We start from the raw sequence: 26,741 nt of genomic DNA, 5'->3' as shown, positions 1-26,741 counted from the left end.
TAACTGTAAAGAAATAGAAGAAACTTACATTGAATTTACGGTAATATCGGCTTATAACTGATATTTAGTGAAGCAGCGCATCGTTCTCATATGTTAAAGCTTAAAGGCTACCATTCCGCGGAATTATTATTCGAAGTCTCAGACGTTATTCATGTCTTTTCGGCGATTGATCCAAACGAAAAACTGGTATTGGTTAAGCAACTGATAAGTACTCAAGAAAGTGAATCGATGCAGGCCTATATTGAGCGCAATGAGTTGGCGCAAAAGTTAGCTGTTCATCATGTACTTGCTCCGAATAAGACCTATTCTAGTCCCGACGGACACTTTTCAATTTATGAGGTGGAACAACTATTAACACCTTTATCTGCGCTTGTTCAATTACCCCCGCTTAATTTGGAAAAGAGAATTGCTATAGCGCATTCGTTAGCAGAATTAGTGGCAAAAATTCATGAAAAGCACGTTATTATTAATGGCTTAACTTCTAATAATATTTTGGTTGAACCGAAATCTGGTCAATGTTTTTTAATTGACCTGTCTTTTGCTAGTTCAGTGTCGGCGGTACATCAATTTCATCATATTGATAAACAGCGATTATCTAGCATTTCTCCAGAAGCCACTGGTCGAATCAATTTGCCTGTAGAGCGAAGCTCAGATTTATATAGCATCGGCGCTATTTTTTACCAGTTATTTTCTGGACAATTACCGTTTGAAACGCAAGACAGTTTAACATTGGTTCATGCCCATATTGCGAAAGTGCCTGAGACATTAGTCAAAGTAGATAAAAGCTTACCTAAGGTGATTAGCGATATTGTCGCTAAACTATTACAAAAAAATCCGCAAAATAGATACAGATCTACTCAGTCTTTAGTTGATGATCTTAGCCACTGTTTATCTTTGCTTGATTCGGACCAACACATTGCTGAGTTTGACATCGCGGCTAACGATAACAATAGGTCGCTAGAGTTTTCAAATCAGCTTTTTGGTCGAAAACGCTCATTAAGCGCTTTAGTTGGCGGCTACGCGCAAGTAAAAGAATACAATAGCCTTCGATTAAGTATTATTAGTGGCTATGCGGGCATTGGTAAATCACGATTGATTAAAGAATTGCAAAATAAGGTCGTGGGTAATAACGATTATTTTGTATCAGGTAAATTCGAGCAATATCAGCATAATACCGCATACTCGGCACTATTAAATGCAGTAAAAGAGTGGATAGGCCAAATATTAGGTGAACATGAAAACACACTGAATCATTGGCGGAATCATATTGTTAAAGCCCTGTCGCCCAATGCTCAGTTATTAGTAGATATTATTCCTGAACTAGCCCTGGTGATTGGCGAGCAGCCGCCAGTTGAACCGGTTCCCCCACAACAGGCTAAGATGCGCTTTCGTCAAGCTTTTCTGTCCTTACTCAAAGTGATGGCAAGTAGCGACAAAGTCATTGTTTTGCTTCTCGATGATGTTCATTGGTCAGACGTTGATACTATTGAACTGATAAAAGAGTTATTAAAAACGCAAAGTATTGGCAGTTTTTATTTATTACTGAGTTATCGCGACAACGAAGTTGAGACTGATCAGGCGTTAAGTCTTTTATTAAACGACATCGAGCACTATGCTGCTTTTTATAGTCATCAGCAACTGAAACCTTTATCTAAAAGTGCCGTGAAAAAGTGGCTAGCGGTTAGCTTAGGAAAAAGCGAGGCTTCGATTGAACGCTTTTCAGCCTTAGTGGTTGAAAAAACTTTCGGTAACCCCTTTTTCATACAGGAGTTTGTTAAAGAGTTAGTCGATAAAAATTTACTGTCTTTAGATGGGCAAAATCAATGGCAGTACCAACATGAAAGTATCGCAGACCTGAGCGTAACCGCTAACGTTGTCGAATTAATGTCTGTTCGTATTCAACGATTGTCTGAGCAGGAGCAAGATATATTATTTGTTGCCTCCTGTATTGGCGCAAAAGCAGACGTCAGTATTATCGCAACAGTACTGGCAGAAAAAGAAAGTCAGCTGACTTCAGCGATATCTTTGTTAGTCGAGCAAGGGCTTTTAGTCGCGATAAATGAATCAAGTAAAGTTGCAAAGATTTCTTCTGTTGCTTTTGTTCACGATAAGGTGCAGCAAACTTGTTATCAGCTAAAGCGACCGCTAGCAAAGTCGAATATTCACTTTCGTATTGCTGAAGTATATTTGTCGAGAAAGCACCCGTTTATCTTCGATTATATCGATCACTTAAATGCTTCCGCGGCAATCTTTGTCGATAGTCATCAGCACGCTTTGTTGTTAGAAAGTAATGTAGAGGCAGGTAAAAAGGCGCTTGAAATTAACGCCAATTTAGACGCGTTACATTATTTAGAAACAGCTCAGCAATACTTGGCGAACGATCATTGGCAGACTCAGTACGAGCTTAGTGTCGAAATAGCTGTGCTTTTAGCAAAAGCCTATTACCTAGCTTTTGATTTTGAGCAAGGGAACCTGTGGTTTAATCACTGTAAATCACAAATACAAGACTCGTTAGATGGTGCAGAGTTAGCGCGAATCCAAATCTTAGCTTATATCGCTCAAAATGAGATGGTACAAGCTTTTGAACTTGGAATTGCGACACTATCTTCACTAGGTGTTTCTCTTCCTGATAAAGAAAATATTGCTGAACAATATGTCAATTTACAGCAAGCTTACCACGACAAAGAAATAGCAGATCTCATTCACTTACCGACGAATAATGAGCAGCGACTGCTGATGGCGAGTGAAATACTCAATGCCATTCAAACAGCAGCGTACTTGATTGATCCCGCAGAATACATGCGAGTCGCTCATGCCAGTTTGTCTTTATGTTTTAATGCAGGAGTTGCCAGTTCTAGTAGTAAGGCGTTTGTCACTCATGCTTTATTGTTATGTGGTGCGTTTGGCCAATTTTCCGAAGGTATGGCGTTTGCTCAACTAGCGAGCGACATTAATGAGCGTCTTCCTTCTGATTATTTATCAGTAGAAGTCGAATTCGTCAAAAATGTATCAGTGATCCATTGGAGTGGTGATTTAAAGGCGACTTTAAAACCACTAGAGAATAACTATTATCGCGGTTTAGAAAGCGGCAACGTTGAATATGCTTATCATTCGATATTTTTTCATTGTGTGCATTTATTCTTTAGCGGAGAGCGTCTACCTGTTGTTCGAAAAACCATAAAACGAGTGGTTCCAGTATTAGAGGAAAAGAAACAAAGTTATCACCTTATTTTTGTTCAGCTTTGGCACCAGTATTTATTTAATTTAAGCAGTAAAAAGGCGCATTCAACAAAGTTAGCTGGGCCATTTTTTGATGAAGCCGCAATAGTGCCAGAGCTAAAAGCAACAGGAAACGTTACTGTCCTGTTTAGTTATTATCTCGTTAAAATGCGCTTAGCTTACGAGTTTAATGATCTAGACAATGCGATAAATTATCTAGCTTTGGCGGAGCCGTTAGCCAACGTTGCTGTGTCTTTATATCATTTTACCGAGTTTTATTTCTCGGCAGCGCTGGTGATTTCGGCGCAGCTTAGCAATAAAGAGTTAGACGAAGCAGGGCGAACTGGGCTTTCCGAAAAATATGAAACCTATGCTCAAATGGTCCGTGTCTGGGCTAAGTTTTCACCAGAAAATCACTTACATAAAGCTACATTACTAACCGCAGAAAGTGCTGTATTAGAAGGTGATACCGGCGCTTGGCATCATTATCAAACTGCATTGAACCAAGCTAAATCTAATGGTTTTCCACAGTATATCGGTTTAGCGGCTGAACGAGCAGCAGAGTACTGGCTTGCTCAAGATAAGCTGCCTATGGCGATTGATTATTACCAACAAGCTTACCAAGCTTACCTTTCATGGGGAGCTAAGGGAAAAGCGGCAAAATTAAGCCGATTTATTAAACAAGAAGCTGAACAGGGCTCAGCATTTAATGCGCAAGCAGGCAGCGCTGCATCAGTGACAAAAGTGTCTAGTTCATTAGATCTTGCCTCGGTTCTGAAAGCATCTGAAACTTTAAGCGGCGAAATAGATTTGTATGCGTTTTTGCATCGTATGATGGTGATCATCATGGAAAATGCTGGTGCACAAAACGGTGCTTTGTTGCTGATTAATGACGGTATGTTGGCGACGGAAATTGCTTTGTCGGGGGAGGGGGTCATTCAACAAGAAATACCTTTACCGCAAAGCTTAATTACTTACGTTTCTCGTACGCAAAAAACACAAGTATTGTCGAGCGATAGCCATCAATTTAGCCATGACGACTATTTTAAGGAAAACCAGCCGAAATCGATCTTATGCATGCCATGTATTGTAAAGGGTGAATTAAAAGGCGTTGTTTATTTAGAACACCAAGATGTTACACATGTATTTGATAAAGATAGCTTTCATGTTCTGCAGGTTTTAGCCAGTCAAACTGCAATATCGTTTGATAATGCTAAATTATATCAACAAGTCGTGTCTTATAGTCGTAATCTCGAACACCAAATACAAGAACGTACCAAAGAATTAGCTGCTGAGAAGATAAAAGCAGAGCAAGCGAGTCAAGCAAAATCAAGTTTCCTAGCGAATATGAGTCATGAAATTCGCACACCGATGAATGCTGTTATTGGTCTTAGCCAATTGGCGCTGAGAACGGAACTTGATCACGTTCAGCACGATTATTTGGCAAAAATACAAGAAGCGTCGAAGTCTCTTTTGGGTTTAATTAACGATATTTTAGATTTCTCTAAAATAGAAGCACAAAAAATGACCCTTGAACAAGTGACGTTTTCTTTACCTGAGATATTGCAGCGCGTCGTTAATGTTTGTGCTTACAAAGTGCATGAAAAGAATTTGGAATTCGTCGTTGATTTAAAACGTGGTGTCCCTAAAACATTGGTGGGCGATCCGCTCAGATTGCAGCAAATCCTTGTTAACTTAGCAAATAACGCAGTGAAGTTTACCGAAACGGGCTCGATTCACATAAGTGTTAACATACAAGAGCAATCTCACCAATATTGCACGTTACAATTTGCTGTAACTGATACAGGTATTGGCATGACAAACGAGCAACAAAAAAACTTGTTTGATTCTTTTAGTCAAGCGGATGATTCGGTTACCAGAAAATATGGTGGCTCCGGATTGGGCTTAGCGATTAGTAAGCAATTAGTGGAGCTAATGGCCGGTAAAATTTGGGCAACGAGTGAATTAAATCAAGGCTCGACTTTTTGTTTTACCGCGCAGTTGGAAACGACAGATGATGAGTTGCCTGTGCCACGATCTGTAGAGCGTCAACAGTTAGAAAATCTGCGAGTGTTAGTTGCGGATGACATTGAAATAGCAAGAAAAGTGTTGGTAGAAGCCCTTGAACATATCAATGTTCATACCACGGCAGTCTGTGATGGCAGTGAGGCTGTGGAAGCTGTAGTGAGTGCACAGCGAGAAAATAAACCGTTTGATTTAGTGTTAATGGATTGGAAAATGCCCAACCTCGATGGTATTGAGGCCTCGCTCAAAATTGCTGAACAATTAGGAGAGCAAATTCCCCACATCTTAATGGTATCTGCTTATGATAAAGACGAAGCAAGAAAGTTAGCAATAGGGGCGCCAATAGAGCAGTTTCTAGAAAAGCCAATCAATCCTTCGATTTTGTTGGACACTATCGTCGAAACTATTAGCCAAGATAACGTCACTTATTCACCGTACGAAAGTGATTACGATATCGACATTCCTGACTTTAGTCAGTTTCATGTGTTGTTGGTAGAAGATAACTTAATTAACCAACAAGTAGCGGAAGAGTTTTTGGCAGACACACGTATTAAAGTAACTTGTGCTGAAAATGGCCTGGTAGCGGTCGAACTTCTTGAAAAGCAGGCGTTTGATATTGTGTTGATGGACATTCAGATGCCTGAAATGGATGGATTGACAGCAACCAAATATATCCGACAAGAACTGAACATGCATGACATTCCTATTGTTGCGATGACGGCACATGCAATGGAGGGGGATGTTGAAAAGAGCGTTATTGCAGGTATGAATCAGCATCTAACGAAGCCAATAGATCCTGAAGTGCTTTACCAGACTATGGCGAAATATCTGTTGGATGATGAACTCATTGTCGATAGCGCCTTGGTTGAGCAAGAGCGAGAAAACAGACATCAATCTGAAGAAATTAGAGTGTTGCAAAAATTGCGAAGCGCGACGTCATTAGAAGTCGATCAAGCCATTGCGAAAATGCAAGGTAAGCAAGGACTTTACATCCAGTTAGTGGAAGATTTTTGGTCAAAATATAAAAAACTCGCTGACATCATGGCGACTTTGTTTAAAGAACAAGAATATGACACCCTCTATAGAACTGCGCATTCGTTAAAATCTGCATCGCAATATATTGGCGCATATAATTTATCGCAATCTTCGACAGATTTAGAACAGGCGCTAAAAACGGGTTCTCGACAGGTAGAGTTAAAATTAAATGAAGTGACAACACATTTAGACTTTTTAATCGCGCAGCTTAGTCGCATTTATCCCCGAAATGTTCATAATGACATAATAAAACCAATTGATGTTGAGAAAGTAAGAGTCTTGTTAAGACAACTTACGCCGTTAATATTATCGGCTGATGTATTTGCCGAAGATACCTCAAAAGAGCTGGTACTACTTGCTAAAAATACACGGCTGGCTGAACCCATTAATAAGCTTCATCAGTTGACCACGGATTTTGAATTTGATGAGGCCAGCGAATGTATTGATGCATTGCTCATGCGCCTTGATACGGAGATCTCTTAGTTATGAAAGCTCATGCGCCATTACAACACACGAGGAGAGCAAATGATCGGCAATTTACTTTGCTTTGTGTTGATGATGAAAGCGCAAATTTGAAAATACTCGCATCAATTTTCAAAGAAACCTATCGCGTTGTTGCCTGTAAAAGTGCCAAGCAAGCGATGGAAAAAGCGCTTGAAATTGAGCCAGATCTCATTCTCCTTGATGTAATAATGCCTGAAGAAAGTGGTTTCGAGTTTATTACTAAACTAAAACAACACCCAGATTTTGCCATGACCCCTGTTATTTTTATTTCTGGACTACAAAGCGCAGAAGATGAAGAAAAGGGCTTATCCTTGGGGGCGTGTGACTACATTCAGAAACCTTTTAATCATGGCATTGTTAGAGCGCGAGTTAACGCACATATGGAAATTATCCGTCAGCGTAAATTACTGGAGAGTTTCGCTCATTTCGACAGCTTAACTGAATTACCTAATCGCAGGAAGTGGCAAACAGATAGCGCTAGTTTTTGGGATTTCGCTGCAGAACATCAAAAAAATGTGGTGTTTGGTATTGTTGATATCGATTGTTTTAAACGCTATAACGATTCTTATGGTCATCAGCAAGGTGACATTGTTTTAAGAAAGGTAGCTAACGCAATTCGCCGAGTGTTGTTTGACGCTTCAGGTGCAATATATCGCTGTGGTGGCGAAGAGTTTTATTTTTATTTACCTATGGAAAACAATAATCAACCACAAGAAGAACTCGCCAAGTGTTTAGATGCGGTAACTGATCTCAATATTCAACATGAAGCTTCTGTCGCCTCCTCGGTGTTAACTGCAAGTATCGGTGCAATTGCCGTAAAGCCAGGGCCAGAGATAACGTTAGAGCAAGTGATAAAAATGGCAGATGAGAAGCTCTATTGCGTGAAAAATAGTACGCGAAACGCCGTTCACTTTGACGATTTAACGATGTAGGGCGCTTGAGAAAGTCTCCATCAAACATTAGCGATTCACAGCAAATTTGGGTATAGTTGCCACCTTAATTTTTGTTTGTTTGAGGTTATTGTGTCGGCTCCTTCTGGAAACCTTTTTATTCTTTCTGCGCCTAGTGGTGCAGGGAAATCTAGCTTAATTAGTGCGTTATTAAATCAAGTTAGTCAACGCCCGATGCAGGTGTCGGTGTCGACAACAACGCGAGCGCCTCGTCCAGGAGAAGAGGACGGTACTCATTATCATTTTGTCTCAGTTGAATCTTTTAAGCAGCAAATTGAAGGTGATCACTTTTACGAGTGGGCTGAAGTGTTTGGTAATTATTATGGTACCTCAGCAGTGGCTATTGACGAGCAACTTGAAAAAGGCATCGATGTGTTTCTTGATATCGATTGGCAAGGTGCACAGCAAGTTCGAATTAAAAAGCCAGAAGTGACCACCATTTTTATTTGCCCGCCATCGAAAGAAGAGTTAGAAAAGCGCTTGCGTGGCAGAGGCCAAGATTCAGATGAAGTAATTAGCCAGCGCATGGCTCAAGCGAAAAGTGAATGCTCCCACTATAATGAATTTGATTACATTATTGTCAATGATGATTTTGATCAAGCGCTAAAAGATTTAACGACAATTGTTGAAAATCAACGTTTAAAACGTAGTCAACAAGCGCAAAAACACGAAAATTTATTTACTCAGCTATTGGCTAACGATTAAGCATCGAGTAAAATAGCCTGCTATTTATTGTGAAATTTGTATTGTTGGAGTGACAGAATGGCTCGCGTAACTGTAGAAGATGCCGTAGATAAAGTAGGTAATCGCTTTGATTTAGTGTTAATTGCGACTCGTCGCGCACGTCAAATCGCCACTGGTGGTAAAGAGCCATTGGTTGAGTTAGAAAATGATAAGCCAAGTGTTGTTGCTTTACGTGAAATTGAAGAAGGTCTAATTACCACTGAAGTAATGGACGAAAATGAGCGTCATGAAGCAGTTCAACAAGAATCTGCTGAGTTAGCAGCAGTAGCGGCAATTGTTGGCGGTCAAAACCCGTAAACAGCCCAGAAAAGAGATAAATATTAACGCGTAATTACCTTGGTAATTACGCGTTTTTTCATACTATGTCCTTGGAATAATTCCTCATGCAGGTGTTTATTTGAGGATTATGGTATTGCTGAGCGAGTAAACCATTGGCATTCTCGTTATTTAGACGTATTCTTACTTTAACGAATACCAAGCCTGCATTGGTGTCTATTACCTTAGAAGTAGAAAGGACAGACTGAGTGTATCTTTTTGAACCACTAAAAGAGTATGTATCAAGCTATTTATCGAAAGTACAAATAGACTTGTTAAAAGAAGCTTATATCGTTGCGCGTGACGCTCATGAAGGGCAAATGCGTTCAAGTGGCGAGCCTTATATTACCCACCCAGTTGCTGTTGCCCATAATTTGGCAAAAATGCATTTAGATCATGAAACGCTGATGGCCGCGTTACTTCATGATGTTATTGAAGATACGCCGGTTACCAAAGATGAACTCGCAGAATTGTTTGGTAATACCGTTGCTGAGCTTGTTGAAGGGGTAAGTAAGCTAGACAAGCTTAAATTTGATAACAAAGAAGAGATGCAGGCGGAAAACTTCCGCAAAATGGTGCTGGCAATGACACAAGACATTCGTGTCATTTTGATCAAACTTGCCGATAGAACACATAACATGCGTACATTAGGCGCACTTCGCCCTGACAAGCGTCGTCGAATTGCACGTGAAACCCTTGAAATTTATGCGCCAATTGCCAACCGTTTAGGTATTCATGATGTTAAAAATGAACTCGAAGTGCTTGGTTTTGAAGCGCTTTACCCAATGCGAGCACGTGCACTTAAGTCAGAAGTAAAAAAAGCGCGCGGTAATCGTAAAGAAATTATCAACAATATTCGTGAAGAAGTTGTTCAGCGATTAAGTGAACACGGCATAACAGCTGAAGTCATTGGCCGTGAAAAGCATCTGTTTTCCATTTACCGTAAAATGAAAAACAAGGAATTAATGTTTAATGAGGTTATGGACATATATGCCTTTAGGGTAATCGTCGATAACAATCTTGACGCTTGTTATCGTGCACTTGGCGCTGTTCACAACTTGTTTAAACCGATTGAAAGCCGCTTTAAAGACTACATTGCTATTCCTAAAACCAATGGCTATCAATCATTGCATACATCGCTTATTGGCCCACACGGTATTCCGGTAGAAATTCAGATCCGTACGCGAGATATGGACCAAATGGCAGACAAAGGGGTAGCAGCTCACTGGCTTTACAAGCAAGACGGGGACGAAGGTGGTACCACGGCGCAAATGAAAGCACGCCGTTGGATGCAAAGCTTGCTTGAATTGCAACAAAGTGCGGGTAGTTCATTTGAGTTTATTGAAAACGTAAAATCAGATCTATTCCCTGAAGAAATCTACGTTTTCACCCCTGATGGACGAATTATTGAATTGCCTATGGGCGCAACGCCAGTGGATTTTGCTTATGCGGTTCACACCGATGTAGGTAACTCCTGTGTTGGCGCTAAAGTGGATCGAAAACCGTTTCCATTAAGCCAACCAATAGATTCCGGTCAAACCATTGAAGTGGTGACCTCGCCAGCGGCACATCCTAATGCAACATGGCTTAACTTTGTTGTGACAGCGAAAGCGAGATTACAGATCCGCACCTACCTGCGTTCGCAAGAGAAAAACCATTCTCATGCACTAGGTTTACGATTACTGAGCCATGCACTTGGTAATGTTAAGCTTGAAGACATCGAACAAGAGAAAGTCGATCAAGTATTAGCGGAAACGGGCAACAACAGTTTAGATGAATTACTTGTAAACATTGGTTTAGGGAATGCGTTAAGTATTGGTATAGCGCGCCGATTAACGGATGAATTTACCGAAGAAAGTGAGGACAGCGATCCGTCTTCTAAAGGTAAATTGCCGATCAAAGGCACTGAAGGCATGCTTGTTAACTATGGTAAGTGTTGTCGTCCAATTCCGGGCGATAGCATTGTCGCGTATTTAAGCCCAGGTAAAGGCTTAATGGTGCACCAAGCGAGCTGTAAAAATATAAAAGGTACACAAGAGCAGCATATTTTCCCTGTTAAATGGGACACGGACATTGATCGTGACTTTATCGCTAAACTGCGCATAGAAATCGTCAACCACCAAGGTGCGCTTGCTAAGCTAACAAATGTTGTCGCTAAATGTGAATCCAATGTTCACACTTTAAACTCAGGTGAAAAAGATTCTGGTTTATACGCTATTGATATGGAGCTTACCTGTCGAGACCGTATACACTTAGCCGATATTATTAGAAAAATTAAAGTCATGGTTGACGTACAAAAAGTGGTACGTAACAAATAAACAAGGATTATTATGAAATCAATCATTCAAACAGATAAAGCACCTAGTGCTATCGGAACATACAGCCAAGCGGTAAAAGTGAAAAATACCGTTTATCTTTCAGGCCAAATTCCATTGGTTCCAGAAACGATGGAAATTGTGTCTGAAGATTTTGCTGAGCAAGCACATCAAGTATTTAAAAACTTATCTGCAGTATGTGAAGCTGCAGGCGGCACGATCAATGACATGGTTAAAGTAAACATTTTCCTAATGGACTTAGGGCAATTTGCGACAGTAAATGAAGTAATGAGCCAGTATTTTACGCAGCCATACCCAGCACGTGCGGCAGTTCAAGTATCACGTCTACCAAAAGATGTAGCCATTGAAATTGACGGTGTAATGGAAATTCCTAACATCGCTTAAGGCGCATTACTCGATAAACATTGCGCGGTGGTAAAAACAATGCCGCGCTTCTTAGACCTACCTTATAGAATATTATGACACCAGAAAGACTCGAACGAATTAATGCTATGTTGGACAAGCGCCAACCTGATCTCACTGTTTGCATGGAAGGCGTACACAAAACTCACAACCTTGCTGCAGTAGTAAGAACGGCTGACGCAATAGGTATTAGTGATGTTCATGCGGTTTGGAAAAATGAAAGAATGCGTGTCTCTGGTGGCAGCGCAGCTGGTAGTCAAAACTGGGTTGATGTTCACAACTATTCTTCTACTAAAGATGCGATAGCCGAACTTAAGCGTCAGAATATGCAAATCTTGGTAACTAACTTATCAGAGCGCTCTGTCGATTTTCGTGACATTGATTACACAAAACCAACAGCAGTTATTCTTGGTCAAGAAAAATTTGGTGCGTCAGATATTGCGTTAGAACTTGCTGATGAGCATATCATTATTCCTATGGTTGGCATGGTGCAATCGTTGAATGTGTCTGTTGCTAATTCCGTTGTATTATACGAAGCTCAACGCCAACGTGTTGCTGCAGGCATGTACGACAAACCGAGCATATCTGAAGAGCGTCGTCAGCGTTTTCTATTTGAAGGTGGTCATCCTATTTTTGCCAAAGCCTGTCAGCGTAAGGGCTTACCTTATCCTAAAATAGACGAGCAAGGCCAAATAGTTGCTTCAGACGAGTGGTGGCAGCAAATGCAAATGACACAAGAAGCTTGGCAAGAGCTTGATAACTAGCATAATAATGTAATCAAAAAGGAATTTGGTTAGAAGGAACACTATGGCATCATCTGCTCCGGGCTTAGGCAATTTATCTCAAATCGCCATTACTGCGCTTAAAGGCGTGGGCCCTAGCATGGCAGAAAAACTGGCTAAAATTGGCTTGCATAGTGTTCAAGATCTACTGTTTCATTTGCCGAATCGCTATGAAGACCGCACTCGTGTTTTGACGATACGAGACTGCTTACCAGGCATGTTTACTAACATCATTGGCGAAGTCGTTCACTCTCAAGTGGTGCAAGGTCGCCGCCGCATGTTATTGGTGACGGTGAATGACGGAACAGGCAACTTAACGCTACGTTTTTTTCACTTTTCAGCCGCTCAAAAGAATAATTTACCCAATGGCGTTGCCATTCGTTGTTATGGTGAAATACAGCGTGGTGCTAAAGGGTTGGAAATCATTCATCCCGAATATAAAACGCTCGAACAAGATACTCCCTTGGCAGAGACAGAGGAATTTCTCACGCCTGTGTACCCAACCACAGATGGCCTAAGACAAATTACCCTCAGAAATTTAACCGATGAAGCACTTAAACGCCTCAAACGTGGTCAAGTGGAAGAACTGATACCTGAAAAGTTTCGTCATGAGCCTTATTCATTGAAAGAGGCACTAGCTTTTATTCATCGTCCTACGCCGGATACATCTATCGAGCAATTAGAACAAGGTAAACACCCTGCGCAAATTCGTTTGATTAAAGAAGAATTACTCGCTCATAACTTAAGTATGCTTAAGCTAAAGCAATCGACACAAAAAGTTGATGCACAGCCGTTAACGGTATCAAGTGAACTTGAGCAACAGTTTCTAGCAAGTTTACCGTTTTCACCAACAGGCGCCCAAGCGCGCGTAGTAAAAGAGTTACGTGAAGATTTAGCTAAGTCGCTGCCAATGATGCGCTTAGTACAGGGCGATGTGGGCTCAGGAAAAACCTTAGTGGCGGCATTGGCAGCTATTACTGCAATTAGCCAAGGCTATCAGGTGGCATTGATGGCACCAACTGAAATATTAGCAGAGCAACATGCGATTAACTTTGCTAACTGGTTTGCCCCGTTAGATATAACTGTTGGTTGGTTAGCGGGTAAAACAAAAGCCAAGGCTCGTAGAGAAGCCTTAGAACGTATTGCCTCTGGCGAAATGCAGATGGTGGTTGGCACTCATGCGCTATTTCAAGATCAGGTAGCGTTTAATCAATTAGCGTTAATTATTATTGATGAGCAACATAGATTTGGTGTTCATCAACGTCTTTCGCTACGTGAAAAAGGCGCCTTTGACGGTAAGTATCCACATCAATTGATCATGACTGCTACACCTATTCCGAGAACATTGGCGATGACGGCATATGCAGACTTAGATACATCAATTATTGATGAGTTACCACCAGGAAGAACGCCTATTACCACTGTGGCGTTACCTGACTTACGCCGAGATCAGGTGATAGACAGAATTCGCCAAGCAGCCCATGAAGATAAACGTCAAGCCTATTGGGTATGTACTTTGATTGAAGAATCTGAAGTGTTGCAATGTCAGGCGGCTGAAGATACGGCACAATATCTTCAAGAACAGCTTTCAGATTTAAAAGTAGGCTTGGTTCATGGCCGAATGAAACCACAAGAAAAGCAAGCGGTTATGGAGCTATTCAAAGCAGGAGATGTTGATTTATTAGTGGCAACTACTGTGATAGAAGTTGGGGTTGATGTCCCTAATGCTAGCTTAATGGTGATCGAAAACCCAGAGCGCTTAGGTCTAGCTCAACTCCATCAATTGCGCGGACGAGTTGGGCGAGGCTCTGTCGCTTCTCATTGTGTGCTTATGTATAAAAGCCCACTCTCTAAAACGGCGATTAAACGCTTAGGCGTGTTACGTGACAGTAACGATGGCTTTGTTATCGCGCAAAAAGATTTAGAAATTAGGGGGCCTGGTGAATTACTAGGTACTAAGCAAACCGGCCTTGCCGATCTGAAAATTGCTGACTTAGCTCGTGATGCCGATCTTATCCCTGTCATTCAAGAACAAGCATATTTGCTATGGCAGCAATACCCAGAGGCAGGCATTGCACTCATTAATCGCTGGCTAGCAAACCGAGAGCATTTTTCTGCCGTATAACTTAACCACTGATCTCGCGCAAAATAAATGCCGATTGTTACGTGACAACAGTTAATTAATCTATCAATGTACGCTACACTATTCGCCATTATGAAGGCAGAGTATTACCACAATGAACGAACAGCCTAATTTACCTAAATCTAACGATACTGAAACGACCCATTTTGGTTATCAAACCGTTAAAACTGAAGAAAAAGAATCGAAAGTAGCCAGCGTCTTTCATTCTGTTGCTCAGCAATACGACATTATGAATGACCTAATGTCTTTCGGCATTCATCGTTTGTGGAAGCGTTTTACTATTGACGCAAGTGGCGTCAGACCAGGTAATAAAGTATTAGATCTTGCTGGCGGCACAGGTGACTTAACAGCAAAGTTTTCTAAACTTGTTGGTGCGCAAGGCCAAGTGGTTTTAGCTGATATTAATAGCTCTATGTTAAACGTTGGTCGCGATAAATTGCGCGATAAAGGTATCGTACAAAACGTAGAATACGTGCAAGCTAATGCTGAAGCTTTGCCTTTTGAAGACAATACCTTCGATGTTATTACCATGGCTTTTGGTTTACGTAATGTGACCAACAAAGATAAAGCACTTGCGTCTATGTACCGTGTGTTAAAGCCAGGTGGTCGTCTACTGGTTTTAGAGTTCTCTAAACCTGAACATGAAATTACGAATAAAGTTTACGACTTTTACTCTTTTAATATCTTACCGAAAATGGGTGAATTGGTGGCAAAAGACGGTGACAGTTACCAGTACCTTGCGGAATCTATTCGCATGCATCCAGATCAAGAAACATTAAAAAGTATGATGGAGCAGGTAGGGTTTGAACAAACGACATATAAAAACCTTACAGACGGTATTGTCGCTTTACACAAAGGGTATAAATTCTAAGTGAGTCACTCAGTGTTCATGCATCAGCAACTCATCTGTGCCTTGATAGAAAAGGGGTTGAATAAAGCCTTCGCGATGAGTGATGTTACCCCGCGCGATTGGCAGTTTTTTGTTGATCAAACGGCTGCGATTCATATTAAAGAACTAGGCTTTCCAATTTGTTTTTCTTTTGCCGCAGACCGGTTGTTGGTGACGTCTATCAGTGAGCGAGCTGATTGTACGGTTGAAACGTCCTTTTCAGCATTGATGGAAATGAAACAAGGCAAAGAACTCACGGATTTGATACGTAGCGGCGCTCTGGATGTACAAGGTGAGATTAAAGTTGTTCAACACTTATCGAGTTTATTTGAGCGGGTAAACCCTGATTGGCAAAGAGAACTGGCTCAACATATTGGCGATATTCCTACCTATCACGTTGAACGTATATACCTATGGTTGGCAGATAAGCTTAGGTTTGCTGCCAGACAAATTAAAGAAGACAGCACAGAATATCTTGTTCACGAACTCGGTGTTGTGGTAAATCGTTACCAAATAGCAGAATTTAAAGAAGGTGTTGAACAAACGAGCCAGTATTTGACTGCGTTAGAGCAGCGAATTGCTCAGCTAGAACAACGCATCAACAACCCTTCATCGTAACCAGTAAAAGGAAACCTAGGCTTTGAGTAGTGTTAGATTGTATCGCATTATCGCCACATTTTTTCAGTATGGCTTAGATGAGCTACTACCTGCTCGTTTCGTTCCTTGGTATGCCAAAGTGCTACGCTGGAGTTTATTTTGGCTACGTAATAAGCACAAAGACAAGCCGTTATCGACCCGTTTTCGTTTAGCTATTGAATCGTTGGGACCAGTTTTTATTAAATTTGGTCAAATGTTATCTACTCGTCGTGATTTGTTACCGGAAGATTTTGCGAATGAATTAGCATTACTGCAAGATCAAGTCCCGCCATTTGACGGCGAAAAAGCGCAGAAGATTATTATCGAGGCCATAGGTCAAGAGCGATTCAATGAATTATTTTCAAATTTCGAGACAAAGCCGCTAGCGTCAGCGTCTATTGCCCAAGTACACACAGCGACATTAGATTTAGACGGTCAAGCAACTGAAATAGTCATTAAAGTGCTGCGTCCAGGTATTGATAAAGTGATCAAAGCTGACGTGAACATGATGGCTAAGATCGCTAAAGTGGTGTCTCGCTGGTTACCTGATGGTCGACGATTACGCCCGAATGAAGTGGTTTCAGAATACAAGAAGACTATTCTTGATGAATTGGATTTGGACAGAGAAGCTGCGAATGCTATTCAATTAAAGCGTAACTTCAGCATGGGCCGCGATAACGACAATATTTTGTATGTACCCGAAGTATATAGTCAGTTTTGTACGCGTAATGTCTTGGTGATGGAACGTATTTACGGGGTGAGCGTTGGCGAAGTTGAGCAGCTTAAAGCGCAAGGAGTGAACCTAAAACTGTTAGCAGAACGCGGTTTAGATGTGTTTTTTACTCAAGTATATCGAGACAGTTTTTTCCATGCCGACATGCATCCTGGCAATGTTTTTGTTGACGTAACCAACCCCGAAGACCCAACTTGGATAGCAATAGATTGCGGTATTGTTGGCACTTTAAACCGAGAAGATAAAAGATATTTAGCAGAAAACTTTGTTGCCTTTTTTAATCGAGATTACCGAAAAGTTGCGCAATTACATGTTGATTCTGGCTGGGTGCCTGCAAACACTAGCGTAGATGAATTTGAATTTGCTATTCGTACCGTATGTGAGCCGATTTTTAACAAACCTTTGGCGGAAATTTCTTTTGGTCATGTCTTGGTTAATCTATTTAATACCGCACGACGATTTAACATGGAGGTGCAGCCACAATTGGTACTTCTCCAAAAAACTTTGCTTTATGTTGAAGGGTTAGGCCGACAGTTATATCCGCAACTTGATTTATGGCAAACCGCTAAACCTTTCCTTGAATCATGGGTAAAGGAGCAAATGGGTGTTAAAGCCGTATTTGAAAAAATTAAAGAAAATTTACCTTTCTGGAATGAAAAACTGCCAGAAATGCCTGACCTGATCTACCAATACTTGAAGGACGGTAAACAACACCAACAAGACCAAGTTACACTTCTAAAACAAATAAATAGAGAAAATAAAATCAATAATCAAAAACTTATCTATACTATTTTAGTATGCAGTGTATTGATTTCGGCGAGTATCTTGTTAAGTTAGTACTATAACTAGCTCGTTCGAACACGCAGTTCAATCACAAGGACTCGTTAATTTGATCAAAAATAAACATTATTTACAAATTACCGTCACGCTTATTGTCGGTGTTTTGTTTGCTATTTTATTGTTTTTTTCTTTAGAAAAATGGGAAAAATCGGGCGACACTTTAACTTTTCAACATAATGCGCAAAGTGCTATTCATGCTGTTGAAAACCAGCTTGCTGATTTAACGCAAGGAATTTACTCCTTTGCTGATTTTCTCGAGTTAATTGAGCCTATTTCTGAAGCTAAATTTCAGCAATATGCTGCGCGGTATTTATCGCGTAACAGTCAAGTGGAATTGACTTCATGGCATCCTTATATTCAAGCGCATCAACGTGAACTTTTCGAAAAAGAGCAATTAGCTGGCAACTATATCCTCCGATGGCAAAGTGAGGGCGTTTTGGGGCGCGATATTGACAGGGGCTTTTATTTTCCCAGTTTATATCAAGCGTCTTGGCATAATTTGAGCAAGTTTAAAGGCTATAACTTAACCTCGGACGTAAAGTTCCAAGATGATGTTAAAAAGGCATTGGCTAGCGCTCAAATCGTCTCTTCGAATGTCACTAGTTTAGCAGGGATTAAACCTGATCTGATTGGCATGTTGTTAATAGTACCTGTTTACGACGAGAACGCGCGTGCCGGCGTGTTGATTCAAGCGATAGATATTAAGGCAATTAGCCAGTTAGTTGCCAACGAAGCAAGGTCAGCTGGCCTTGATGTTTGGGTATATGAACAAGAGGCGCCTGACGCAGCATTGCCCTTATTTGCCATTACCGAGGATGATCACCAACAGGATATGACAGAGCAGGCTGTTATTGAACAACATCCATTGATGTGGCGAGGTGAAATGCAGGTGGTTGATAAGCAGTGGCGCGTTGTCATTGCACCGTCAGAGCATCAAGGGTTTGAGCCATACAAAAGTGTTGCTTGGATGGGATTCGTATTTGTACTTGTGGTTTGGGTGGGTTTTTGCTTTTTTTGGCTTAAACGCTATCACTACACTAAAGAATTGTTATCGAGTGCCAATCAGCATGTGGTGACTAATGAGCACCTTGCCAATGAAATTGTCGAACGATTAAAAATTGAAGAATCTCTAGTTAAATTCGCTCACGCATTTCAGTTATCTGCTGACGGTATTAATTTGATTGATATGCAAGGTAACTATACCTATTGCAACGCTGCTTCGGAAAATCTATATGGTTATCGCAGTGAGCAAATGTCAATTTTACATTTTCTTGATATTAACCAAGATCCAGAAGTTCAAAATTTAGATTTACTTTCTTTCGTCGAAAAACAAGGTAGTTGGCTAGGGCAGCTTTCACAAACGCGAGCCGATGGGACAAGATTTTTTGCGTCAGTATCTTTATCTCTCATCAAAGACGACAGCCACAAAGCTATCGGCTTTATAGAGATCACTCGCGACATCACAGAAAATACTTTACTGCAAACAGAGTTACAACAGTCGCGTAAGATGGAAGCGTTAGGAACGCTAGCGGGCGGCATTGCTCACGACTTTAACAATATTTTGGCTTCTATTTTAGGTAATACCGAAATGATGGTAATCACTAAGATGGATCCTGTAAAAGCTGAAAACTATATTGCCAATATTCAAGAGAGTTGTAATAGAGCCGCTAATTTAGTTAAACAAATTATGACCTTTAGTCGGATGGACTCGCTTAAATTAGTGCCGATAGATTTAATCAACACGGTTAAAGACGCCCTTAACATCATAAAAGTGTCAATTCCGTCTTCAATTCGTATTGTGACCAGCATTGATTCCCATTGCCCACCAATTAAAGGTGATGCAACGCAAATCCATCAGATTGTCATGAATTTATGCAACAATGCAGCACAAGCCATTGGAGAGGAAGCGGGCACTATTGCCATCGATCTGCATCCCGTTAAAACCATGTCCATCGATAAACAGCATGTCAGCATTGAGCAGGTGCAGCTAACGATTACTGATACTGGCCAAGGTATTTCCAAAGAGCACTTAGAGCGAATCTTTGACCCCTTTTATACGACTAAGCGCTTAGGTGAAGGTACTGGCCTTGGCTTGTCGGTGGTGAAAAGTATTATTGAAAGCCATGGTGGCGAGATACAAGTGCGCAGTGAGGAACAGCAGGGGGCAAGCTTCATCATTGTATTCCCTACCTGTGAAGTGCATACAGAAGCTATACCGATAGAGCCAAAAACTGAAGAAGTGTTTGAGCAGCAAGATATAGAAGCTAATCAAAGTAAACACGTACTTATTGCCGAAGATGAAAAGCATATTTCTAAGCTGTATCAAGAGTTCTTGCAGGACTACGGCTATCAAACCACCGTCTGCTCCGATGGTGCTGAAGCGTTAAAAGCATTTAACGATCCAAATAATTCATTTGATTTGGTACTTACTGATCAGGCGATGCCCCATGTAACCGGAAAAGAGCTTAGTATTCTTATGTTACAAAAACAGCCTGACTTACCGATTATTATGTGTACCGGTTACAGTGAGGTTATTTCAGAAGAAGTCGCAAAAGATATTGGTATTAAACACTATTTATTGAAACCAGCGAGTTTAAGCAAGCTAATGGCAACGATAAATGACTTGTTAAAAGACTAGAGCGTGTTGATCTTTGTGGTTCACTTTCTGTTCAATGTAAATGCTTTCTGATCGCGGCGCAACGATTGTGGGATAGTTGTTCTATGTGAATGAGGTGCAACAAAGAGCAGGAAGCATTTAAATGAACCCGTAGGGCAGCGTTTGTTTGTCCTTTCTACTGCGTTAGCGCTTATTCATGTGGAATAACCACACCACATGCGCGCTGCCTGGTATAAAAGATAAACGATTCGCTGCAGAAACGAACAGCAAAGATCAACACGCTCTAATTGAGTAACGAGCGCCACTTTATTTTCCACCCAAGGTAAAGGTGGCGCAAAAACGCACTTGAAAGATCGGCACACCCTAGTTAAATTGTAGTTTTCGTCGTTAAGGTAGTTCTTACTCGTAATGCTCCCCCATATTCTTGCAGGCCCAATTGTTCGTCATATTAGTAAGTCGGAAGTGACTTTATGGTTAGTGACCAGTGTCGATAGTGAAATATCTTGCCAGTTAACATCGAGCAGCGAATCCTTTTACCATCAAAATCTCGATGAAAAAGCGCTTCAAACGATAGCTATCGGACAGCAAGCGTTTGTTAGATTAATTCATATTAGTCTTGATGAGCCGCTACCGTTAAACACAGAGATTTTCTACGATTTACAGTTTTCCCATGACAATCACTCACTGTCATTGACGGAAGCTATCCCATCATTACTTTACGCTAACTACCCATTACCGCATTTTGTCGTACCTGATAAAGTTGATCGCTTGTTACACGGCTCTTGTCGTAAACCACATTTCGAAGGTGAAGACGGTTTAGTTGAAGTCGATCGCCAAGTTGAAATATCGTTAAACCGACAACAAGACCGACCTTCTTTATTAATGATGTCGGGCGACCAAATTTATGCTGATGATGTAGCAGGTCCTATGCTTAAAGCCATTCATCAGGTTATTAATATTCTTGGCTTGTATGATGAGGAGTGGCAAGGCGCTAAGGTCAACAATTCTCAGTCGTTGTATCAAAGTGAGTATAGCTACTACCATAGAGATCACCTTTTACCGCATACAGAAGCTAATAAAGCCGTCTACGAGAAGCTATTTGCTGCCAGTAAAAAGCCAATTTTTACATCGGTAAATGCTAAAAATCACTTAGTAACTTTAGCTGAGTGTTTCGCTATGTATTTATTAACTTGGTCACCACAACTATGGGAATTGGTAGATCTTACACCTCCTGAGCTAGATGACTCTGATATGGCAACCTACCAAAAAGAGCAGGTAGCGATAGAAGGCTTTATCGACGGTTTAGCGAAAGTACAGCGTGCATTGGCACACTTGCCCACTTATATGATTTTTGACGATCATGATATTACCGATGATTGGAATTTAACGCGTGCTTGGGAAGAAGCCGCGTATGGTCATCCTTTTTCCAAAAGGATTATTGGCAACGCTTTGGCAGCCTATTGGTTGTGCCAAGGGTGGGGGAACGCTCCAGAGAAGTTAATCGAATTAAATAGCCAAGCTGATACCTGGTTTGATGGAAAAGGGTACCAGCAACTCGATAACATGATTGATACCTTGCTTGATTGGCAAGAATGGCACTTTAATTTAGCCACCACGCCTAAAATTGTTGTTTTAGATACCCGTACTCAACGCTGGCGTTCTGAAAGTAGAGCAACTAAGCCTTCTGGATTAATGGATTGGGAAGCATTAACAGAAATGCAGCAAGATATTCTAAAAGAACCCAGGGTTATATTAGTGTCTGCCGCCCCTATTTACGGCGTTAAAATGATTGAAACCATCCAGCGAATTTTTACGTTTTTCGGGCAGCCGTTAATGGTTGATGCCGAAAACTGGATGGCCCATAAAGGAACCGCAAACGTTATTTTAAATATTTTTCGACATGTTAAAACGCCACCTGAATTTATTATTCTCTCAGGAGATGTCCATTATTCCTTTGTTTATGACGTAACTCATCGATTTATTCGTAATTCATCGAAAATTGTACAAGTGACTAGCAGCGGTATTAAAAATGAATTCCCAGCAGGATTGCTTAACAGTTTGGATAAACTAAACCAGTACTTGTACGGCCCTTATTCACCGTTAAATTGGTTCACCAAACGCCGCAGTATGAAAATTCAAGTACGAACACCGAAAGCTAACGACAGTGACGTATTTAATGGGCGTACCCTAGTTAACCAATGTGGTATCGGTGATTTACATCTTACAGACAATGAATTACTCGTTGATGTGAAGCAGCTTGGCGCTTGTGGCGGGGTAACAGAATTTATTGCGAAGAAAGGAGAAAAAGAGCAGTAACGCTATGGCTACTGCTCTGATAGTCTTACTGGTTGTTAACTGTTACTTCTTTTGTTCAGCGATCCAGTCATGTGTTAATTCTTCTAATAGTGCTAGCGGTAAGCTACCGTTTTTCAGCATTTGGTCGTGAAATAGACGCACATCAAATTGATCACCGAGTTCTTTTTCTGCTAAAGCGCGTAACTCTCGAATTTTAATCTCACCTATCTTGTAAGACAGCGCCTGAGCCGGCCAAGAGATATAACGATCAATTTGGGCAACAACATCTGGCATGCTTAACGCGGTATTGTCGGCTAAGTAGTCGATTGCTTGCTGGCGGCTCCAGCCTTTAGCATGAAGTCCAGTATCAACGACTAAACGACCTGCACGCCATGCTTCGTAAGTTAGTCGACCAAAGTCACTGTATGGGTCTTGGTAAAAGCCAATTTCTTTGCCTAAGCGTTCTGAATAAAGTCCCCAACCTTCGCCATATGCAGCGTGGTAAAGTGTTTTTCTAAACTCAGCCATATCAACTTCTTGTGCGATAGCACTTTGTAAGTGGTGACCGGGCTCAGCTTCATGGAAGGTTAGTGCTTCTAACGTGTATAGCGGTTGCGCACTGAGATCTTTTGTTTCAAGGAAGTAAGTACCCGAAGTTGTGCCGCTGCCATCAGAGGCAACATAATAAGCGCCACCGTTTGGTGCTGATTTAATATCGAAGGTTTGACGCGGCAATACTGAGAACCATTTAGGCAACTGAGCTGCCATCTTACGTGTGATATAACTCGCCTTTTCAAAGATTTCCATCTCAGATTTAGCATAAAACTTTGGTTCGTTACGCAAGTAATCGATAAAGGCTTTTAGGTCACCTTTAAAGCCAACTTGACGCATGATAACTTCCATTTCCCCTTTGATACGCTTAACTTCATCCAAGCCAATTTGGTGAATTTCATCAGCGCTCATATCCGTTGTGGTGTAAAACTCTATTAAGTACTGGTAGTAGTCGGCACCGCCAGGAAGTTCACTAATAGCAACCGTATCGCGACACTGTGTCATGTAGTCTTTTGTAAAAAAGTCATAGAATTTTTGATATTCAGGGATTACTTTTTCATTAATAAGTGCTTTTGCTTTTGCTTGGTATTCGGCTTTATTGCTAATTGAATCTGGCATGTTAGCAAACGGTTGATAAAACGGGCTGCTAGTTGCATCGTCGACAATGAGCTTTTTAATGTTGCCAGCGTAGTGCTTAAACGAGTCGCAATAATGCACATGACCTAGCTTTACTGCCGCTCTAAGGTCAGTGATGTGGTCTTGGCTGTATTTCGGATAGCCCGCCAAACTTATCAAATACTTGTCATAATCACCTTTACTTAAAAATGACATATTGCCAGGTGCGGCGGCAAAATAGCTATCAAATCCAGAGTAGTAATTTACTGGGTAGAGGTGATCAAGTTGCTGGTAACTCTTAGCTTCTGTTTGACGTTCATATTTAAATAAACGGTAAGTAACTTGATCATTAGCTGATAACTTTGACACATCTATTTTCTCAAGGCGATTCAGAAGCTCTTGATTGTATTTTTCTCGGCGGTCGCGACCTTGTTGCGACATATCTGGCAGTGCGCCGTTGGTACGAAATGCGTCAGGATCTTTTCGGAAAAATATTTGTTCTTTATTGGCCACTTGCCAATGCTCGTCAATTAGCGCGTTAAATGCGTTGGTCGCTTCATTATTTGGGGTGGCGAATGCAGTACCCATAAAACCACTGAATACCGCAATTGAAGCAAATACCAATTTATTCTTTTTCATCATCTTTCCTAGTTGGCATTTTTGTATAAAGTATACTACTTTACCTTGTTATGGATTAACTGTCAGCTAACTTCCTGTTTACTGTTTTCAAAGCGTCAAGCGACAGATGTTTATATTATTTAGCTAAGGTATACTCAAAGTAATCATTCACAGAGCTTTAAGACGTCTAAATACCATGATCAGACTGACTCGGGTTGGCTGGAACAATGTCATTATATTTGGTGTTATCGGTTTTATTTTACTGATTAATATTACTCATGATAATACCTTTAACACAGTAAAAGCTCTTCGCAACGAAGAAGTGAATATTCTCGGCGATAACCCCGTTATTTTAACACTTACGGTAAACGAGCGCTGGAAAGTCGAGCGAATTGGTCGAAGTTGGCGAACTAACAACGAGTTATTAAAAGGCCAAGCATTGGATCAAATGATGCTTGCGTGGCATGAGACCGAAGCCAATGTCATTGTTGCGCCTACTGAGTTTGATCCGCAACTCGCTTTAGCGGTAAAACTTGAATTAGCGGGGGTCGATCGACCCGCGCTACTGCATTTGTATGTGGAACAAGATTTATTAAAAATTCACAATACATACAAGAACCAATGGACTTCTGTTCCCTTGCAGCGCTTTGAGCAATTAATTCCTGGCGAATTATTAAACTAATACGAAATAATACAAGAGCTTTACTATGAATCACTGTGCCATTTTATCAATGGAATGCTTGGATGAGTTTGAGGTAAATGATCACCTTATTGAGCAGCCATTAGCCGAACTTGGTTGGCAAACGACGCACATTCCTTGGCGAAATGACGGAACTGACTGGCAGCGATTCGACGCCGTTATTATCCGCTCTCCATGGGATTACCAACAAGACCCAAAAGCCTTTCTCGATCGTTTAGCTGAAATAGAACAAAGTGGTACTGTGCTTTTAAATAATTTATCTATTGTTAAATGGAATGTTGATAAGCAATACCTCGCCGAATTAGCACAGCAGCAGGTTGATATTGTACCAACCACTTGGCTGGATCGTTTGCAAGGAAAGCCCATACCTATAGAGAAAATTGATGCTGTAGTAGCGCAATACGAGTCAGCAGAATTTATTTTAAAGCCCCGTATAAGCGCTAACGCAGATAATACCTTTCGACTGACACTGTCTGAAATGAAAGCGAGAAAAGACGCTTTGGCTGAAGTGTTTTCAGATAAAGATTTTATGTTGCAACCATTCGTTGAGCAAGTAACCACCGAAGGTGAGTTTTCTTTGTTTTATTTTAATGGTGAGTACAGCCATTGCATTTTAAAAACACCTGCAAGCAATGATTTTCGTGTCCAAGAAGAGCATGGTGGGCGTTTAACCGCGTTATCTCCAGAGCCAAATTTGATCGCCGCTGCCAATCGTTGCACAGAGGTATTAAACAAAAAATTTGGCTCCTTACTATATGCACGGCTTGATTTCGTTAGACACCAAGAAACTTTCCAGTTAATGGAAGCTGAGCTGATCGAACCCTCTTTATATTTTAATATGGATGCAAAATCAGCCTCGAGATTTGCTCACGCATTTGTTGCCAAAATGAATGCATTATTAGAAACCGGCCATTAACAGTAGATTGAGCTTTAAGCATGCCAGAGTTACCTGAAGTAGAAGTTTGCCGATTAGGCTTAACACCACATATTGAGCAACAGAAAATCACTAAGGTGGTTATTCGTCAACGACAATTGCGTTGGCCCATTCCAACAGAAGTTGACAACTTAACTGGGCAAAGTATTCAGAGTGTTAGTCGTCGGTCCAAATATTTGTTAATAGAGCTGAATACCGGCACGCTTGTCATCCATTTAGGTATGTCTGGCACTATTCGCGTAGTCGACAATAGTACGCCGGTGGTTAAACATGACCATGTCGACTTTGTATTGGCGAGTAATAAAACATTGCGTTTTAATGACCCTCGACGATTTGGCGCAGTATTGTGGTTGCCTAATCATGTTGATGAGCAAGGTCTGTTTAGTAAGCTAGGCCCTGAGCCACTAGAAGAAGATTTTTCAGTTGAATACATGATAGAAAAAGCTAAAAATCGCGCGGTTCCTATCAAAACCTTTTTAATGAATAATCAGGTCGTGGTTGGTGTTGGAAATATCTATGCCAATGAGTCTTTGTTTCAAGCGGGTATTTTGCCAACCCGATCATCAAAAGATGTTACTGCACAAGAGTGGTTGCAATTAGTTCCAATTATTAAAAGCGTATTAGCTAAGGCTATTGAGCAAGGCGGAACGACTTTAAAAGATTTCACTCAAACAGATGGTAAACCTGGCTATTTTGCGCAAGAACTGCAAGTGTATGGCCGAAAAGGTTTGCCTTGCGTTGTTTGTGGAACTGAGCTTGAAGAAGTACGTCAGGCAAATCGTAGTTCTGTATTTTGTCCGGAGTGTCAGCAGTAGGCAATCGAACAATCGATTGCCTAAACAGTGAACTGGTTGTGT

General features: G+C 41.0%; 17 protein-coding genes. 16 read left to right on the top strand and 1 reads right to left on the bottom strand.

What is annotated here, in order from left to right; genetic code table 11:
* Positions 1-90: 90 nt before the first annotated feature.
* The 13 genes from ACOB80_RS18990 (at position 91) to ACOB80_RS18930 (ending at position 22,486) form a co-directional block, all read left to right on the top strand.
* Positions 91-6,762: a response regulator gene (locus tag ACOB80_RS18990; RefSeq protein WP_473167448.1), complete on the top strand. Its 6,672-nt coding sequence runs from the start codon at positions 91-93 to the stop codon at positions 6,760-6,762.
* Positions 6,763-6,764: 2 nt separating this feature from the next.
* The gene (locus ACOB80_RS18985) at positions 6,765-7,715 is read left to right on the top strand and encodes a diguanylate cyclase domain-containing protein (protein WP_473167447.1); all 951 of its coding nucleotides are present in this window, start codon (positions 6,765-6,767) and stop codon (positions 7,713-7,715) included.
* Positions 7,716-7,805: 90 nt separating this feature from the next.
* Positions 7,806-8,438 (top strand): guanylate kinase, encoded by a 633-nt coding sequence (gmk, locus tag ACOB80_RS18980; RefSeq protein ID WP_473167446.1) that lies wholly within the window; start codon positions 7,806-7,808, stop codon positions 8,436-8,438.
* A 57-nt stretch (positions 8,439-8,495) separates the two neighbouring features.
* Positions 8,496-8,774, top strand: a complete 279-nt coding sequence (rpoZ, locus tag ACOB80_RS18975; protein WP_473167445.1) for a DNA-directed RNA polymerase subunit omega — start codon at positions 8,496-8,498, stop codon at positions 8,772-8,774.
* A 227-nt stretch (positions 8,775-9,001) separates the two neighbouring features.
* A complete protein-coding gene (spoT, locus tag ACOB80_RS18970; RefSeq protein ID WP_473167444.1) occupies positions 9,002-11,110 on the top strand; it encodes a bifunctional GTP diphosphokinase/guanosine-3',5'-bis pyrophosphate 3'-pyrophosphohydrolase in 2,109 nt (702 codons plus the stop codon).
* A 12-nt stretch (positions 11,111-11,122) separates the two neighbouring features.
* Positions 11,123-11,512 carry a deaminase RidA gene (ridA, locus tag ACOB80_RS18965; RefSeq protein WP_473167443.1) on the top strand — a complete coding sequence of 130 codons (390 nt, stop codon included), beginning with the start codon at positions 11,123-11,125 and terminating at the stop codon, positions 11,510-11,512.
* A 74-nt stretch (positions 11,513-11,586) separates the two neighbouring features.
* On the top strand, positions 11,587-12,294 hold the full coding sequence (gene trmH, locus ACOB80_RS18960) for a tRNA (guanosine(18)-2'-O)-methyltransferase TrmH (RefSeq protein ID WP_473167442.1): 708 nt from the start codon (positions 11,587-11,589) through the stop codon (positions 12,292-12,294).
* Between the two features lie 43 nt (positions 12,295-12,337).
* The gene (gene recG, locus ACOB80_RS18955; protein ID WP_473167441.1) at positions 12,338-14,437 is read left to right on the top strand and encodes an ATP-dependent DNA helicase RecG; all 2,100 of its coding nucleotides are present in this window, start codon (positions 12,338-12,340) and stop codon (positions 14,435-14,437) included.
* 112 nt (positions 14,438-14,549) lie between these two features.
* Complete coding sequence (gene ubiE / locus ACOB80_RS18950) at positions 14,550-15,326, top strand: bifunctional demethylmenaquinone methyltransferase/2-methoxy-6-polyprenyl-1,4-benzoquinol methylase UbiE (protein WP_473167440.1); 777 nt, start codon at positions 14,550-14,552, stop codon at positions 15,324-15,326.
* A complete protein-coding gene (locus ACOB80_RS18945; RefSeq protein ID WP_473167439.1) occupies positions 15,327-15,962 on the top strand; it encodes a ubiquinone biosynthesis accessory factor UbiJ in 636 nt (211 codons plus the stop codon). It begins immediately after the preceding gene.
* A gap of 22 nt (positions 15,963-15,984) precedes the next feature.
* Positions 15,985-17,550 carry a ubiquinone biosynthesis regulatory protein kinase UbiB gene (gene ubiB / locus ACOB80_RS18940; RefSeq protein WP_473167438.1) on the top strand — a complete coding sequence of 522 codons (1,566 nt, stop codon included), beginning with the start codon at positions 15,985-15,987 and terminating at the stop codon, positions 17,548-17,550.
* A 52-nt stretch (positions 17,551-17,602) separates the two neighbouring features.
* Positions 17,603-20,191, top strand: coding sequence for an ATP-binding protein (locus tag ACOB80_RS18935; protein WP_473167437.1), 2,589 nt, complete (start codon positions 17,603-17,605; stop codon positions 20,189-20,191).
* Positions 20,192-20,578: 387 nt separating this feature from the next.
* Positions 20,579-22,486 carry a metallophosphoesterase family protein gene (locus ACOB80_RS18930; RefSeq protein ID WP_473167436.1) on the top strand — a complete coding sequence of 636 codons (1,908 nt, stop codon included), beginning with the start codon at positions 20,579-20,581 and terminating at the stop codon, positions 22,484-22,486.
* A gap of 42 nt (positions 22,487-22,528) precedes the next feature.
* Here ACOB80_RS18930 and ACOB80_RS18925 read toward each other — a convergent pair whose 3' ends face one another.
* A complete protein-coding gene (locus tag ACOB80_RS18925; RefSeq protein WP_473167435.1) occupies positions 22,529-24,271 on the bottom strand; it encodes a DUF885 domain-containing protein in 1,743 nt (580 codons plus the stop codon).
* Positions 24,272-24,446: 175 nt separating this feature from the next.
* Here ACOB80_RS18925 and ACOB80_RS18920 point away from each other — a divergent pair, with 175 nt between their 5' ends.
* From ACOB80_RS18920 to mutM, 3 genes are read left to right on the top strand one after another with little or no spacing between them, the layout of a single operon-like run.
* A complete protein-coding gene (locus tag ACOB80_RS18920; RefSeq protein ID WP_473167434.1) occupies positions 24,447-24,932 on the top strand; it encodes a hypothetical protein in 486 nt (161 codons plus the stop codon).
* 25 nt (positions 24,933-24,957) lie between these two features.
* Positions 24,958-25,866 carry an ATP-grasp domain-containing protein gene (locus ACOB80_RS18915; RefSeq protein ID WP_473167433.1) on the top strand — a complete coding sequence of 303 codons (909 nt, stop codon included), beginning with the start codon at positions 24,958-24,960 and terminating at the stop codon, positions 25,864-25,866.
* A gap of 20 nt (positions 25,867-25,886) precedes the next feature.
* Positions 25,887-26,699, top strand: coding sequence for a bifunctional DNA-formamidopyrimidine glycosylase/DNA-(apurinic or apyrimidinic site) lyase (gene mutM, locus ACOB80_RS18910; protein ID WP_473167432.1), 813 nt, complete (start codon positions 25,887-25,889; stop codon positions 26,697-26,699).
* Positions 26,700-26,741: the final 42 nt, after the last annotated feature.

The sequence above is a fragment of the Thalassotalea coralli genome, assembly GCF_055786205.1.
The sequence above is the reverse complement of the archived record's forward strand: the minus strand, read 5'-3'. Positions and strand labels throughout refer to the sequence as shown.